This is a genomic window from Sphingomonadaceae bacterium OTU29LAMAA1, from assembly GCA_024072375.1.
GTDB lineage: Bacteria > Pseudomonadota > Alphaproteobacteria > Sphingomonadales > Sphingomonadaceae > Sphingomonas.
This window is the reverse complement of record CP099617.1, coordinates 1,184,692-1,199,741: the sequence shown is the minus strand read 5'-3', so window position 1 is coordinate 1,199,741 and position 15,050 is coordinate 1,184,692. Positions and strand designations below refer to the sequence as shown.

General features: G+C 64.0%; 8 protein-coding genes and 1 pseudogene. 6 read left to right on the top strand and 3 right to left on the bottom strand.

Going from position 1 to position 15,050, the window contains the following annotated elements; translation table 11 throughout:
- Nucleotides 1-127 precede the first annotated feature (127 nt).
- Nucleotides 128-2,959: a TonB-dependent receptor gene (locus tag NF699_06040; protein ID USU06229.1), complete on the bottom strand. Its 2,832-nt coding sequence runs from the start codon at nt 2,957-2,959 to the stop codon at nt 128-130.
- A gap of 154 nt (nt 2,960-3,113) precedes the next feature.
- On the opposite strand from NF699_06040, the gene NF699_06035 reads away from it, so the two are divergent.
- From NF699_06035 to NF699_06020, 4 genes are all read left to right on the top strand, one after another.
- A complete protein-coding gene (locus tag NF699_06035) occupies nt 3,114-3,833 on the top strand; it encodes a FadR family transcriptional regulator (protein USU06228.1) in 720 nt (239 codons plus the stop codon).
- Between the two features lie 81 nt (nt 3,834-3,914).
- Nucleotides 3,915-5,522, top strand: a complete 1,608-nt coding sequence (locus tag NF699_06030) for a DUF5597 domain-containing protein (protein ID USU06227.1) — start codon at nt 3,915-3,917, stop codon at nt 5,520-5,522.
- Entirely contained in the window at nt 5,519-5,974 is a 456-nt protein-coding gene (locus tag NF699_06025; protein USU06226.1) for a family 43 glycosylhydrolase, read from the top strand. Before NF699_06030 ends, NF699_06025 begins: the two co-directional genes overlap by 4 nt.
- Complete coding sequence (locus NF699_06020) at nt 5,887-6,903, top strand: family 43 glycosylhydrolase (GenBank protein USU06225.1); 1,017 nt, start codon at nt 5,887-5,889, stop codon at nt 6,901-6,903. The genes NF699_06025 and NF699_06020 overlap by 88 nt, the downstream gene beginning before the upstream one ends.
- Nucleotides 6,904-6,924: 21 nt before the next feature.
- Here the strand turns inward: NF699_06020 and NF699_06015 are convergent, their stop codons facing one another.
- Nucleotides 6,925-8,412, bottom strand: coding sequence for a glycosyl hydrolase (locus NF699_06015; GenBank protein USU06224.1), 1,488 nt, complete (start codon nt 8,410-8,412; stop codon nt 6,925-6,927).
- Between the two features lie 118 nt (nt 8,413-8,530).
- On the opposite strand from NF699_06015, the gene NF699_06010 reads away from it, so the two are divergent.
- Both NF699_06010 and NF699_06005 read left to right on the top strand, forming a co-directional pair.
- The gene (locus NF699_06010) at nt 8,531-11,761 is read left to right on the top strand and encodes a DUF4981 domain-containing protein (protein USU06223.1); all 3,231 of its coding nucleotides are present in this window, start codon (nt 8,531-8,533) and stop codon (nt 11,759-11,761) included.
- 1 nt (nt 11,762) lies between these two features.
- A pseudogene (locus tag NF699_06005) lies at nt 11,763-12,797 on the top strand (glycoside hydrolase family 43 protein).
- A 13-nt stretch (nt 12,798-12,810) separates the two neighbouring features.
- On the opposite strand, the gene NF699_06000 reads toward NF699_06005, so the two are convergent.
- Nucleotides 12,811-14,940: a TonB-dependent receptor gene (locus NF699_06000; GenBank protein ID USU06222.1), complete on the bottom strand. Its 2,130-nt coding sequence runs from the start codon at nt 14,938-14,940 to the stop codon at nt 12,811-12,813.
- Between the last annotated feature and the right edge of the window lie 110 nt (nt 14,941-15,050).

The window sequence follows — 15,050 nt, the reverse complement described above, 5'->3', positions numbered from 1 at the left end:
GGCAGGATTGTGACGCCCGCCGCCGGCATCGGCAACGGGCAGTCATATTCGGTCATCGGTCGGAAACGGCGACCGGAGCTAAAAAACTGGCGCGATCGGAAGATCGCGCCAGGACAGGAGGAGCAGATCAGTAGGTTGCGCGCAACGACAGGCCGAACCGACGATCGTTGAGCTGATACTGAAGCGGCTGGGCCTCGGTCTGGATGTACGTAGCGTTCATCCGGTTGTTGAGGTTCACCACATCCGCCGACACGGCGATATGATCGTTCAGGTTTACGCTGAGCGATGCATCGAGCGAGGCATAGGGTTTGGCATATTGCGCAAATCCATTGGCGCCGCTGCCCGTCGTCGTATCCAGGTAACTCGAACGCCAGCTCCACGCGAGGCGGGCCGTGACCGGACCTTTCTCGTACAGACCGATCAGATTGTAGCTATGCTTCGACAGCTTCTCGAGCGGCAATTGTGGGGGCAGGTTCGAATTCGCCACCCCGGTCGGGTTCGAGACGCTCGAGTCGACGTAGGTGTAGTTCGCCTGAACACCGAAACCGCTCAGCAAGCCCGGCAGGAAATCGAAGAACTGTTGGTATGCGACTTCCGCGCCCTTAACCGTGCCCTTGCCGGCATTGATCTGTGTGCTCACGAGATAACGGCGGCCCTGGAACGTCTGCTCATAGAAGCCCGGCGCCAGGAAGCCATCGACCTTCTTGTAGAACAGGCCCCCGGTCAGTGACCCCGCTCTCGCGAAATACCATTCTGCGGTCACGTCGAAGTTGTTCGACGTGATCGGATCGAGCCGCGGATTGCCCGCGCTGGCACTCGCGCGGCCCTGCTGATCGAGCTGGTTCGGATTGTTGAGCGTCAGGTTGGTCGACAGCTGATCGAAATTCGCCCGCGCCAGACCTTTCGAATAGGCGAAGCGCATCTGGAACTGGTCGGTCAGACGGGCGCGAAGGTTCACGCTCGGAAGGGCCTTGGTATAACTGTTAGTGGCCTGGAACGGGGTGACGACCGTGCTGGTCACGCCGTTGGTCACGACCGTGGCGAACGCCGAACCGGCGGACGTCGTGCTGGTCTTGATGATGCGAACGCCTGCTCCACCATCGATGCGAATGCCGCCCGCATCGAACGCATAATCGGCGACTGCCCAGGAGGTGTAGGTCTTTTCCGTTTGATTGTTGAGATCGCCCGGCGTGAACGCGTCCTTGGTCCGTGCGCCGAGCAGCGCATAAAGCGCCTTTGTCTGCTCCCAAACGCCGTCGCCTGCCGGGAATGCCGGATAAAGCAGACCGCCCTTCACGGTGTTACCATCGAACCAGTTGGACGACGGACCCCGCATCGCGAGCTGCGGGTTGCGGCCGAGCGGGATCAGCGGCGTGCCGGCAGGTGCCGAACAGCTGCCATCCGGGCCGATCGCGGTGACGCACACGCCGTTCCAGGTGCCGCGCAAGTCGATGGTATTGTCCGCATAACGGGCGCCGCCGCGCAGCTTCTGGAGGAACCCGCCCTCGATGTCATATTCGATGTCGTAGGCGAGCGCGAGCGTATCGGCGTCATTGCGCTGTAGCGAATCCGCGATGAACGGGGTCGTGTAGTTCGCCGGATTGTTGAGCAACGACGGGTTGGCGACATCCCAGCGCGGATATTTGCCGCGCAGGTCGAAGGTGACGCCGGTGGTATGCGGCGAGGTCAACACGGTCTGGCCACTCGTTGTGTACAGCGACAGCACATGGCCGTTGCGGTCGGCATTATAGTAGGACTTCAGATACTGGACGTCGAAATTGGCCTTTGCATTCGGCGTAGCCTGCCAGCCGACGTTGAATGTGAGGTTCTGGCTCGCGCTCCACAGTTCCTGATCGAACCGACCGGTTTCGAAGGTTTGCGGCGAGATCGTACCGCTGGTCGCGTAACCTTCCTTGTTGAAGGTGAAGGCGGCACCGGGAGCTGCCTTGGCCGCGTAAACGGTCTGCACGCCGTTGACGAACGTGTCGGATATGCTGTTGGCGTCGTAAAAATAGGCGCCCGTGCGATTGAACCAGTATTTGGTTCCCTGATATTGCGCGGTGACCAGCACATCCGGACTGGCCTGCCACTGCAATGCGGCAGCGACGCCCAGACGCTTGCGATCACCCGTGTCGTCATAGATTTCAAAGCCATAGGGAATCTTGGCACTGGCTGGCGCACCGGTGATCGTGCCGGGCTGCGCATTGCCGAACGGACCGGCGAGCAGGCCGTCCTGACGATACTGGCTCTTGGAATATACGGCATTCAGCAGCAGGCCGATCTCGCCCATGCCGGTATCGTAACGGTTGCTGTAGAGGCCCGAGATCGAGCCACCGTATTTGTCGACACGATCGTAATAGTTGCCGCGTGCCGTCATCGAAATGACCTGGCCTGCCGTGTCGAACGGCTTGCGGGTCCGCAGATTGACCGCACCGCCGACGCCGCCTTCGATGATTTCGGCAGGCGCATTTTTATAGACGTCGATACCCGACAGCAATTCGGGCGGAATGCCTTCCAAATCGAACGAGCGACCGCCGGACGCGGAATAGACCGCGCGGCCGTCCAGCAGGTTCTGCGTCTGCGTCAAGCCGCGAACCGCGATTGCGGGCGAGGTGCGGTGATCGAAGTCGGTTGCGCCTTCGCCATAGCGGCGCTGGATCTGCACACCGGTGACGCGCTGCAGGGCTTCCGTCGTGTTGACGTCGGGAAGCTTGCCAATGTCCTGCGCGCTGATCGAGTCGACGATCTGGTTGGAATTGCGCTTGATCGCCTGAGCGGTGCCGAGGCTCGCACGGACGCCGGTGACGACAATGTCCTGATCGCTCGCCGGATCGGCCGCGGCCTGATCGGCGGTCTGCGCGACGGTGGTGCTTGGCTGTGTTTGCGCCTGCACGTGTCCTGCGCTGACCAGCGCGACCAAGGATGCGCCGGCGAACAGCCGGCCGTAATGACCCTTCATATTCCTCTCCCCTACTACCGACATCAGTGCCGTGTAATGTCCGACATACACCCAAGTCGGTTATGCCGGACAAATAAAAAGCGTGGCTATCGACCCATGATTCCGCGAGGGTGTGGCGGATATCACGCACACCCCAGGGAAGGGTTTGAAGAGGTTGGCAAAACGTGACGGGCTGCGGCCGGCGCATGTGACCATTGCACGCACGCTGGGGGTCGCCATCGTTACCGGCGAGTATCTTCCGGGTGCGACAATTCAGGGAGAGTTCGATCTCGCGGACCGGTTCGGGGTGGCGCGGAATGTAATCCGCGAAGCGTTGCGCATGCTGATCGCGAAGGGGCTTATCGAGAGCCGTCGAAAAACGGGTACGCGCGTACGAGCGCGTGCCGACTGGAATCTGCTGGATGCCGAAATGCTTGGCTGGATGTTCGAAGGTGCGCCGCCGCTCGCCTTCGTGAGGGATTTGTTCGAACTCCGGCTGATTATAGAGCCTGCGGCTGCCGCTCTTTCGGCGGAACATCGCACGATGCGGCAACTCTCCCGCATGGGCTATGCGCTTGAATTGATGACCCGGCATGGCCTGGATAACAGCGAAGGGCAGGAGGCAGATGAGCAATTCCATGCCATTCTGCTCGAAGCGACGCACAACGAACTGCTTGGTAGCCTGGCCGTCAGCATCTCGTCCGCCGTGCGGTGGACCACGTTTTTCAAGCACCGTTCGAGCATCGTTTATCCCGATCCGATCCCCCAACATCAGGATCTGTTCGAGGCGGTAGCCCGGTCTGACAGTGCCGGCGCGCGCGCGGCGGCGACCAGTCTGATCGATCAGGCGCGCCGCGATACCGAGATTACGCTGGCTGACGGTAACCCGACTTGACGGCACGAGACGCGCCTATAATGTCCTACATATAACTTTTTAGATCATTATATGGATCGGTGCATCGCCATGCGAGATTTTATGTCCGGTATGGTTTGTGGCATTCGCAGCGGCAGGTTGCGGCGCATCACGCTGGCGCTTGCGCTGACGGCATCGGCGGCGTCGGTCGGGGCACAGGACAGCCGGTTCGTGTCGATCAAAGGCGACAAGCGGGCATTGCGCGTGGACGGCCAGCCGTTTCTGCTACTGGGTATTCAGCTCAACAATTCGAGCGGTTTCCCTGCCGAAATGCGCCGGCTGGCACCGGCGATCCGTCGCAGTCAGGCCAATACCGTCATGGCGCCGATCGGCTGGGAATCGATCGAGCCGGTGGAGGGGCGATTCGACTGGTCTGCGGTTGACGGACTGATTGCCGAGGCACGCTTGCAGCAGGTTCGGCTGGTGCTGCTGTGGTTCGGCACCTGGAAGAACGCCAATATGAGCTATACGCCCGCCTGGGTGAAGCGCGATACAGTCCGCTTCCCGCGGGTGGTGAATGCCGAAGGTCGGCCGATCGAAGTGATCTCGCCGATCAGCGTCGCAGGGCGCGAGGCCGACGCACGCGCTTTTGCCGCGCTTATGGTGTATCTGAAGGTCGTAGACAGGCGGCAAAGAACCGTCATCATGGTGCAGGTCGAGAACGAGGCGGGCACGCTGGGCGCCGATCGCGACTACGCGCCCGCCGCGGAGGCTCTGTTCCGGGCGGCCGTGCCGCCCGACATGCCGGGTGCAAGGCCCGGTGACTGGACCGCCAGCTATGGTGAGCGAGCGCCCGAGGCGTTCATGGCCTATCACACCGCGCGTTATATCGGTGCGGTCGCGGCGGCGGGGAAGCGTGCCTACGATCTTCCCCTTTATGCAAACGTCTGGCCGCGCGAGCAGCCAGGGCTGTTGCGCCCGGGGGACAACTCGCCGTCGGGCGGAGCGGTATCGTGGCTGTTGCCGCAGTGGCGCGCGTTGGCCCCGGCGATCGATGTCGTCGGCGTCGACAATTACGACACAAACGCCGCGCCTTATATGGAGATCGCGCGCGCCTACGACGTGTCGGGCAATCCGCTGTTCGTGCCAGAGACGGGGGGCAGCATGGCCCACGCACGCCATGCTTTCTGGACGCTGGCACAGCCATATGCGGTCGGCATCGGAAAGTTCGGTATCGATACCGGTTTCGGCATCAAGGATGGCAAGCAGATCGAGGAGCCGATCGCCCTCGACTATCGCCTCTTGCGTGAAGCGGTACCGTTTCTGGTGCCGTTGCGTGATGCCGGACAGGTGCGCGTCGCGGTGGAGGAGGATGGCATGGCGAACGTGCCGCTCGTTTTCGGCGACGTGGATCTCGTCGCCCGCTTCGGCGATGTGCGCGATGGCTATGGCGGACCGCGGGGGCAGGGCAATGGCGACCTATCCGGCAGGGTAATCGTTGCACGCGCCGCAGCCGATCGCTTCCTGCTCGCCGGCGTGAGTGCCAACCTCAGGTTCGCGACCCGGTTGGGCAGGGCAGGCAGCGTCCAGCTCGTGTCCGTGGGGGAAGGGCATTTCGAGGGCGGCCGCTGGGTGCGCGACCGACTGGTCAATGGCGACGAAACCGCATTCGGCCTGATCCTGCCGGCGACGGGTCGTTCGCTGATGGTGACCGTGCAGGTGAACCCATGACGGCGCGGGTCGCATTTGCGATGCTGCTCACCGCACCGATCGCTCTGACCGCAGCGGATGCGCCGGTGCGCTGGAATGCTGCCGGTTCTGGCAATCCCTTATTACCGGGCTATTTCGCCGATCCGTCCATCGTCCGCGATGGCGGACGCTGGTACGTCTTCGCGACGATCGATCCGTGGGGCGACGATCGATTGGGCATGTGGGTGTCGGATAATGGCCGCGACTGGCGTTTTTCGCAACCGGACTGGCCGACCAAGGCGGCGGCGACCAGCCCGACCTCGGGCGATTCGAAGGTATGGGCACCATCGGTAGTCAAGGCGGCGAACGGACGCTGGTATATGTACGTCTCGGTCGGCAGCGAGGTATGGGTCGGCAGCGCAGCGAGGTATGGGTCGGCAGCGCGGCATCGCCGGCCGGGCCTTGGGCCGATGCCAATGGTGGCAAGCCACTGATCGCAAAGGACTTCGCGCCTGCGTATCATATGATTGATGCCGAGGCGTTCATCGACAGCGACGGGCAGGCGTATCTGTACTGGGGATCAGGGCTCAACTGGGTCAACGGCCACTGCTTCGCCGTCCGCCTGAACCCCGACATGGTGACGTTCGACGGCCCGCCCCGTGACATCACACCGGCGCATTATTTCGAGGCGCCGTTCATGGTAAAGGCGGGCAAGCGTTACGCGCTGACCTACAGCGACGGCAACACCACCAAGGATACCTACACAGTTCGTTATGCGATCGGCGACACCCCCTTCGGGCCGTTCGAAGAAGCGGCCAACAGCCCGATCCTGAGCACCGACGCCGTGCGTGACATCGTCAGTCCCGGTCATCACGCCGTTCTCCGCAGCGGCACACAGAACTACATCCTGTATCATCGGCAGGCGCTGCCGTGGCCGCGTGGCGGCGACGACGTATTGCGACAGGTGGCGATCGATCGACTTGCGATCGGAGCGGATGGCACGCTGGCCCGGGTAGTGCCGACACATGGCAGCGTGGTCGGCGGGTTTGGCCGGGCGCGGCTGCGCGGGCTGCGCTGGCAGGCGTTCGGAAGCACGGGAGATCCCGTCTATGCCCCCGCTCGCGCTGCAGACGACAATTACGCGACGCTTTGGCGAGGCGGCGGGGAGGGGCGGGCCATGCTGGTGGCCGATCTGGGATCGGTGCGCGCAGTGCGGGGTAGCCGTTTGCGGCCGGAATATGCAACGCGATCCTATGAACTGGGGATCGAGGCGTCGACTGATGGCAAGGTCTGGCGCGCCGCGGTGCCGGTCGCGGTGCTGTCGGGATCGCCAATCACGTTACTGCATCCGCTGCGAGCACGGTATCTGCGACTGACGACCGCACACGGCGGGGATGGCTTTTGGGAATGGTCGATCGATTGAGAGCGATGCGGGCGCGACCGGTCAGCCGGCGGGGCAGGCGGGTCTCGCAGGTCCGCGGGTCAGGACGATGGTGACCACCGATCTTGGAGGCGCGGTCGTCCCGCTGACGCAGCGCGCATCGTGCGTCTGGTCGGTCAACACCATTTGCGGATGCCAGCCGGTGGGAACGACCAGCCGACGGGGGGTGATGCCGCCATTGACGTGCACCAGCGCCAATGTCCGTCCATCGGGCGACAGCGCACCCGCTGTGTCGAGGTCGTCGACCGGGACCAGTCGGTAACCGGGGCGGATATAGCGGCTGAACTGCGCCATCGCCCAATATTTACGGGTGATGTAGATCGCATGTGGCCCCTTTGCGGATGCGGTCAGATCGGTCTTCACGAGGCCCCAGTTCGATCCGGGTCCGATTTTTCCCGTGGCATCCTTGCGCGCCGACATATCCTCGATCGCTTGCCAGAACACCCAGGCCGCGGGTTCCAGTCGCTTGAGGTCGAGCACGATGTGTTCGGCAAAGGCCAGCGCCGAAGGCATAGCATCGAAATCTTCGGGGTCTTCGTCGAGCGGGGTGTCGTCCTCGCTCATCCATAGCCGGATACCCGCAGCCCGCGCGGCATCGCGCACGCCCGTCTGATGGATGTTGCCATAACTGTGGACGTTGAGCTGGCCGATCCGGGCCATGGTCGTCGGCGGGTAGGCGACGATATCGGTCAGGAACAGGTGGGAACTGGTTTCGTCCGGCGCAGCGATGACGGTCGAAAGCCTGCGCGCCTTCAACGCGGCGTCGGCGGCGTCGATCATCGTGGCCTGTCGTGCCGGGCTCCAGTGCGCGCCTTCCTGCTTGTTGGCGGCGAACCAATAGTTCGTGTTGGGCTCGTTGACCGGCGACAGCGTGCGGAAGGTAATTCGGTGGCGTCGTTGCAATTCGTCGACGCTGCGCGCCAGATAGGTGGCGAAGCGCCCTTCCTCGCCCGGCCGCAGATTGTCGTCGTCGCCCCGTTCAGCGCCCGACACGCGGCCGGATATCGTCATGAACCAGGGTGGCGAATTGGAGAAGGCCTCGAAGATCGCAGTCGGCACCCGGTCGCGGATCGCATCGAGCCACCAGCGTTGCGTCGCATCCTGCGACCAGTCCCACATCGCGGGCGCGTCGGCTCGCCAGTCCTCACCCGTCGTGCCGGACGGCAGCCGCCAGAAGCCGGGAACGGCGCCGCCGGGGCGCAGGTACGGCTTGATACCGCCCGCATTGCCGCCGCCGATATTGTAACGCGCGATCGTCCAGCCGAGCCCGCGGTCGGTATAGAACAGATCGGCCAGCCGGTCGCGCTCCGCCAGCGGCCAGTCGCCGGTGACGTTGGCGAACCAGGCAAGGGCAGTGCCCCATCCCTCGAACTCCGTCGAGGGGCGATCGATGGCGGGCCGCAGCGTCACCGTAACGGGCGTTGCGAGCGTGGACGACGGTGCCGTTCCGGTCGTCAACAGCGCAGCGGCCAGCATCGTCGATTGCAACATCGTTCTCGCTCCCCCGATACGGCCATTCCGATCGCGTCGGCCTGATCTCTTGCGTAATCGGTCCAAAACGATATGTCGGACATGAAATCGGATCAACCGATGATTTGGGGAGCGGACGATGCGGCGATCATGGCTGGGGTTGGGATTGCTCGCTGGCACCGCGACCGGCGCGGTATCCGCGCAGAACACGCCGCAGGTTCAGCGGGTGCAGGTCGACCCGGCCCGACCGGACTGGGAGAATCCCGCGGTGTTCGCGCGTGGCAAACTGCCCGCCCGTGCGACCGGCTTTCCCTTCGAGACACGCGAGAAGGCGCTGGCTGGCGACGAAGCATCGTCGGCGCGCTACGTGACGCTGGACGGTACGTGGAAATTCGCACTTTCGCCCGACGCCGATGCGTTGCCTGCGGGATTCGAACGACCGGGGTTCGACGTGTCGGGGTGGAAGGACATCAAGGTCCCCGCCGACTGGCAGGCGGAGGGGTTCGATCAGCCGCGCTACAACAACATCACCTATCCGTTTCCGGCCAATCGCCCGCTGATCCCTCACGCTACCAACCCGGTGGGGTCGTATCGCCGCGATGTGACGATGCCCGCCAGCTGGACCGGCAATGACGTGATCCTCCACATCGGTGCGGCAGGATCGGCTTACTACGTTTGGGTCAATGGCGAGAAGGTCGGCTATTCCGAGGATTCCAAGCTGCCGGGCGAGTTCGATGTCACCCGATGGATGAAGCCCGGCCGCAACACGATCGCGATCCAGATCTTCCGCTGGTCGGACGGCAGCTATCTGGAGGATCAGGATTTTTGGCGCGTTTCGGGGATCGAGCGGTCGGTGTATCTGATGGCAGCTCCGTCGACGCGGATTGCCGACACTTTCGTTCACGCGGGACTGGATGCAGACTATCGCGACGGCATGCTTGCGGTCGACGTCGCGGTGGCGGGAACTGCGGCGGCGACCGCTCGTGTGACGGTGATGGAGGGCACACGACAGGTGCTGACCGCCAGCCGTGCCGTGCCGATCCAAGGCGAGCGGCGGGTGACGTTGGAGGGCAGGGTGCCGGCGGTCCGAGCCTGGACGGCGGAGACGCCAGCCTTGTACACGCTCGTAACCGAGTTGGTCGATGCACGCGGCCGGGTGACGCAATCGACTGCGCGGCAGATCGGCTTCCGCACCGTCGCCATCCGGAACGGCCTCGTGTCGGTTAACGGCAAGCCGATTACCATCCGCGGCGTCAACCGCCACGAACACGATCCCGAAACCTTCCACGTGATCAGCCGCGCCTCGATGGAGCGCGACATTCGGCTGATGAAGCGCAACAACGTCAATGCGATCCGCACATCGCATTATCCCAACGATCCGTACCTCTACGATCTTGCCGACCGCTATGGCCTGTACGTCATGGACGAGGCGAATATCGAGAGTCACGCTTACATGGACTATGCGAACAAGCATCCGCGCGAGCGGGCGGCATACCAGATCGGCTTTGATCCCGCGTGGAAAAATGCGCACGTCAGCCGCGTCGTCAACATGGTGGAGCGCGACAAGAACCATCCGTCCGTCATCTTCTGGTCGCTCGGCAATGAGGCAGGGATCGGGCCGAACTTCGAAGCGGCGGCGGCGGCGGCGAAGGCACGCGATCCCGATCGACTGATCAGCTATCTCGGCTGGGGCACGTGGGACGGGATCAGCGATCATCGCCCCAACCATTATGCCGACATCTATGCGCCGATGTACGATCCGGCCGTGAAGATGGAGGATTATGCGACCAACTGGAACTTCGCCCAACCGATGATTCAGTGCGAATATGCGCATATGATGGGCAATTCGGGCGGTAACCTGAAGGAATATTGGGATACGATCTACGCGCATCCCGACAAGCTGCAGGGCGGGTTCGCATGGGACTGGGTCGACCAGTCGATGTACCGCTATACCAACGATGGTCGCCGCTATTGGGGCGATGGCGGCGAATATGGTCCCAATCCGGGTGGCGAGATCGAGTTCGGCGACGGGCTGCTACAGGCGGATCGCACACCCAATCCGCTACTTTACGAGCTGCGCAAGGTCTATTCTCCCATCCAGTTCGACGGGTTCGATCCGGCGAGCGGGCGGGTGACGGTGCGGAACCGCCACGACTTCCGCGACCTGTCCGGCTTCGCGTTCGATTGGGTGGTGCTGGAGGACGGTGTCGACGTAGCGAGCGGCGCGCTGGCAACACCTTCAGTCGCGCCGCATGCTGCGGCGTTGGTCACGCTGCCGGTCGCCGCACTGCCTCGCAAATCGGGTGCGGAATATTTCGTGACGGTCCGGGTCAGGACCCGGAGCGAGGCGGTGCCGCTGGTGCCGGCGGGCACGCTGGTCGGCTTCGAGCAATTTGCGCTGGATCGAGTGGCGGAGCGGGCAGCGCCTGCGTCTGGCACGGATCGCGGCGAAGTGCGCGTCGCGAACGGTAGCGGCGTGATCGTGATGTCGGTCCAGTCCACGACGCTGGAGATAGACCGGACGACCGGTCTGATCCGCCGCTATGCTCGTGACGGGCGTGCGCTCGCGTCCGGGGGGGCTCCGCATTTCTGGCGCGCGGTGACCGACAACGACATCGGCATCGGCACCGACAGGCAACTCGCGGCGTGGAAGGGTATGAGCGACACCCGCCGCGTTACCGGTCTGCGCAGCCGCCGCACCGCAGTGGGTGGCGAGGTGACCGTGGAATTTGCGCTGGGCGATGGCGCGGCGACCTTTACGACTACCTATGCGATGGCGGGGGACGGCAGCGTCGCGGTCACGGGTCTGCTCACGCCGGTCAAGACCGACCTGCCGCCGCCGTTCCGCGTCGGGCTGGCGTTCGTGCTGCCGACCGATCTGAAGACGGTCGCATGGTACGGGCGCGGACCGCATGAAAGCTATACCGATCGCAAGACGTCGGCACCGATCGGCCTGTGGCGTGGAGCGATCGCCGAGCAGAATCACGATTACATCCGGCCGCAGGAGACGGGCAACAAGGTCGACGTCCGCTGGATGGAGCTGTCCGGCGCGGGCGGCGGGTTGCGTATCGCCGGCGACCGTCCGCTGATGATGAACGCGCTCGCGTTCCCCTATGCAGACCTTGATCGGCACAAGCCCGGTACGTGGAAGTCGACCGATGTCGTGCCGCACGGGCAGGTGACGTTGCTGGTCGACAGCGCGCAATGGGGCGTCGGCGGCGACACCCAATGGAGCGAGTTTGGCAAGCCGCTGCCGCACTATCGCACCACCCTGACGCCCACCCGCTTCACCGTACGCCTCACGCCCTTTGCCGGCGAGGGCACGATGCCCGACAAGGCGCTTCCTGCAAGCGCAACCGCAGAGGAATGAGATGTCCGACCTGGAGTTGATCACCCGCCGCGGTGTCGTCGCCGGCGCTCTCGCCATCGCCGCTGCGCCGGGGGCCGTCGCGCGAACCCGCGACCCGATCGTGAACCCGATCGTCCGCCAGCGTGCCGATGCGCAGGTGTTCCGCCACAGCGACGGCTGGTATTACATGACCGGATCGGTTCCGGAATACGATCGACTGGTACTGCGCCGTGCGAAGACGATCGTCGGCCTGTCGGCGGCGCCTGAAGCGGTCTTATGGCGGCACCCCGCGACAGGGCCGATGTCGGGATACGTGTGGGGGCCCGAGTTGCACCGGATCGACGGGAGATGGATCATGTATTTCGCCGCCGGGCCAAGTGGCGGCGGTGCGGACGTGTTCCGCATCCGGACCTATGCGCTCGCCTGCACCGCCACGAACCCGATGACCGGCACCTGGTCGGTGTTGGGCCAGCTCGAGACCCCATGGGACAGTTTCACGCTCGACTCGACCAGCTTCGTCCACCGCGGCCGCCGCTATCTTGCGTGGGCGCAAAAGGAGCCGGGGATCGCTACCAATTCCAACCTCTACCTTGCGCCGCTGGCGACACCGCTGACGCTTGCCGCGCAGCCTGCCAGGCTTTCGGTGCCGACGCTCGAATGGGAACGGCGTGGGTATAAGGTCAACGAAGCGCCCGCACTGCTCGCGCGCAACGGCCACCTGTTCATGACCTATTCGGCGAGTGCCACCGATGCACGCTATTGCATGGGGATGCTGACGGTCCGCGACGATGCCGACATCATGGACCCGGCCGCATGGACAAAGTCGCAAACGCCGGTGTTCCGGTCATCGCCCATCACCCATGTGTACGGACCGGGACACAACAGTTTCACCGTCGACGAACGCGGCCGCGACATACTCGTCTATCACGCGCGCGATTACGACAGGATCGAGGGTGATCCGTTGCTCGATCCAAACCGTCACACTCGCGTTCAGCCGATCCGTTACCGCGCCGACGGGACACCCGATTTTGGGCAGCCCGTCGCCAACGGCAAACTGATCTGAGGCGATCCTACAGGCCGAACCGAAGCGTGGCGCGAAGATCGCGACCGGCGAGCGGCGCGAAATCCTTCAGGAAGCTGGATGCGCGCCGCGCCGTGACATCGAAGATATTGTTTGCGCTGAGGAGCAGCTGCGTCTTGTTGTCGCGCCCGAACGGCGACAGGGCGATGCTGGCGTTGACCATCGTATAGTCGTTCGTCCGGGTTTCGAAATCGGCGGTTCGGTTCTGCCGGAAGGCGTGCTCGACCTCGGCGCGAGCGGTCAGTAAATCGGTCTGCGCTTCCAGCCCGCCGAGCACGCGCGGCGCCGGAATGCGCGGTACCGGTCCGACATCGACGATATTGGCGTGGACGTAATCGCCCAGCACGTCGGCGTTGATCCTGGTCGATCCGATCGTGAACAGGGACGCCGACAGGTCGGCCTCGAACCCATAATAGCGCGCGTCTGCCTGCTGGTACTGGAAGCAGGGAAGGTCGACCTCGCGCGGGTCCGCCGCGGCCTGGCAGACCGCAGGATCGACCTGATTTTCCGAGATGTAATTAGAAAACCAGTTGTAATAGGCGGATGCGTCGAAGTTTACGAGATCGGTATGCGCGTGCAGCGTCGCCTCGACGCCCCAGCTCTTCTCGAGCCGGAAATCGGGACTGCCGAGTTCGTACGCCTGCGTACCGGCATGGCCGCCGTTGGCGAACAATTCCTCTGCCGACGGCGCACGTTCGGTGCGTGACAGGTTGACGCCGAAACGGACGGCATCGCTGACACCATAGGAAGCGCCGAGCGAACCGGACAGCGCGTTGAAGCTGCGATTGCCAACGAAAAAGCGATTGTCAGGATCGGTCTTCGCCGTCAGGTCGCTCCATTCGTAGCGCAGCCCGCCCTCGGCGCGGAAGCGGCCGAAGTCGAACTGCTGGACGGTGAACAGGCCGGTCTGGTTGGTTTCGTTGCGCGGCAGGAAGGCCTCTTCCCCGGCGACATCGAACAAGCGATTGAAATACTGGACGCCAGATGCCCCGCTCCAGGGGCCTCGGCGGGCTTGAACTATTTCTACGCGGCCTTCGGTGCCGTTGTTGAAAAAGGCGGTTCCGATCGAGCCGTCCTCCTCCAGTTCGTAATGGCGATAGGTCGCGTGGCCGATCCGCACACGGATGGCGCCGATGACGTCGCCGCCGGTCCGGACTTCGCCGCGCAGGTCGACGCGGTTCTGCACGAGGTCGAGCCGCGGCGCCTCCTGTTCCTGTCCCACGGCGGTCGCGTAGCGGATCGGGATGCCGTACAGGCTGTCGTAATGGCTGTACGACACGCCGAGCGAGCCGGTGTCGGTGACGATGCTGGCGCCGACGCCGGCGGTCCAGGTCTCTGCGGCGGAATTGGGCAGCTTGCCGCGGATGGCGGCGGAGCCCGCGAAGTCGATCGGCTCGTCCGCAGGATCCTGCGGCAGTCCGACCTGACCGAGCGCCGCAGTCCGGGCGCCACGCGACAGCGCATTGCCGCCGATCCGCAGATCGCCGGTCTTGAGGTACGATCCATCGGCGTGCAGCACCAGATGATCGCCGACCGCGACGTCGCCGGCGCCTTGCAGCGAACGCTCGTTCGCGGCCGAACCGTAGTTGGCGATACCGTTCAGGCGATAGCCGTTGGCCGGCACCGTGCGAGGAATGCGGGTGTCGACGACGTTGACAACGCCGCCGACCGCGGACGATCCGAAGAGCAATGCCGAGGGTCCGCGCAGCACCTCGATGCGCTCGGCGAGCAGCGGATCGATCACCACGGCGTGATCGACCGAGGTGTTCGACACGTCGATCGATCCGATGCCGTCGGTCAGCACGCGGATACGCTCGCCCTGAAAGCCGCGCAGGATCGGGCGCGACGCGGTCGGTCCGAACGATGTCGCCGACACGCCTGGCAGGCGCGCGAGCGTTTCGCCGATCGTGGGACGCAGCGCGCGGCTCAACGCCTCGCCACTGAGTACGGACGTGCCTTGCAACACGTCGCGCTCGCTCTGCTGCAAGACGCCGGTGACGATGATGTCGTTGGACCGGGGAGCGGGTGCGGTGTCGCTGCCCTGCGTCGCGGTCTGCGCATATGCGGCCGGCATGGCCAGCAGGGACACGAGGCTGACCCCGATCAAAAACGTCTTCATAGCTGCCCTTTCTGAACGAGGCATCCGCTTAGGAGGTACAATATAATGTATCAATCCGTTTCTGTGTGCGATGCGGCGAAGCGAGGCCGGGCGTGCGGAAGCGATGCGCC

Coding starts and splice junctions, on each gene's coding strand:
- NF699_06010 (USU06223.1), top strand. CDS start 8,531: ATGCGGCGATCATGGCTGGGGTTGGGATTGCTCGCTGGCACCGCGACC.
- NF699_06030 (USU06227.1), top strand. CDS start 3,915: ATGTCCGGTATGGTTTGTGGCATTCGCAGCGGCAGGTTGCGGCGCATC.
- NF699_06025 (USU06226.1), top strand. CDS start 5,519: ATGACGGCGCGGGTCGCATTTGCGATGCTGCTCACCGCACCGATCGCT.
- NF699_06020 (USU06225.1), top strand. CDS start 5,887: ATGGGTCGGCAGCGCAGCGAGGTATGGGTCGGCAGCGCGGCATCGCCG.
- NF699_06000 (USU06222.1), bottom strand. CDS start 14,940: ATGAAGACGTTTTTGATCGGGGTCAGCCTCGTGTCCCTGCTGGCCATG.
- NF699_06015 (USU06224.1), bottom strand. CDS start 8,412: ATGTTGCAATCGACGATGCTGGCCGCTGCGCTGTTGACGACCGGAACG.
- NF699_06040 (USU06229.1), bottom strand. CDS start 2,959: ATGAAGGGTCATTACGGCCGGCTGTTCGCCGGCGCATCCTTGGTCGCG.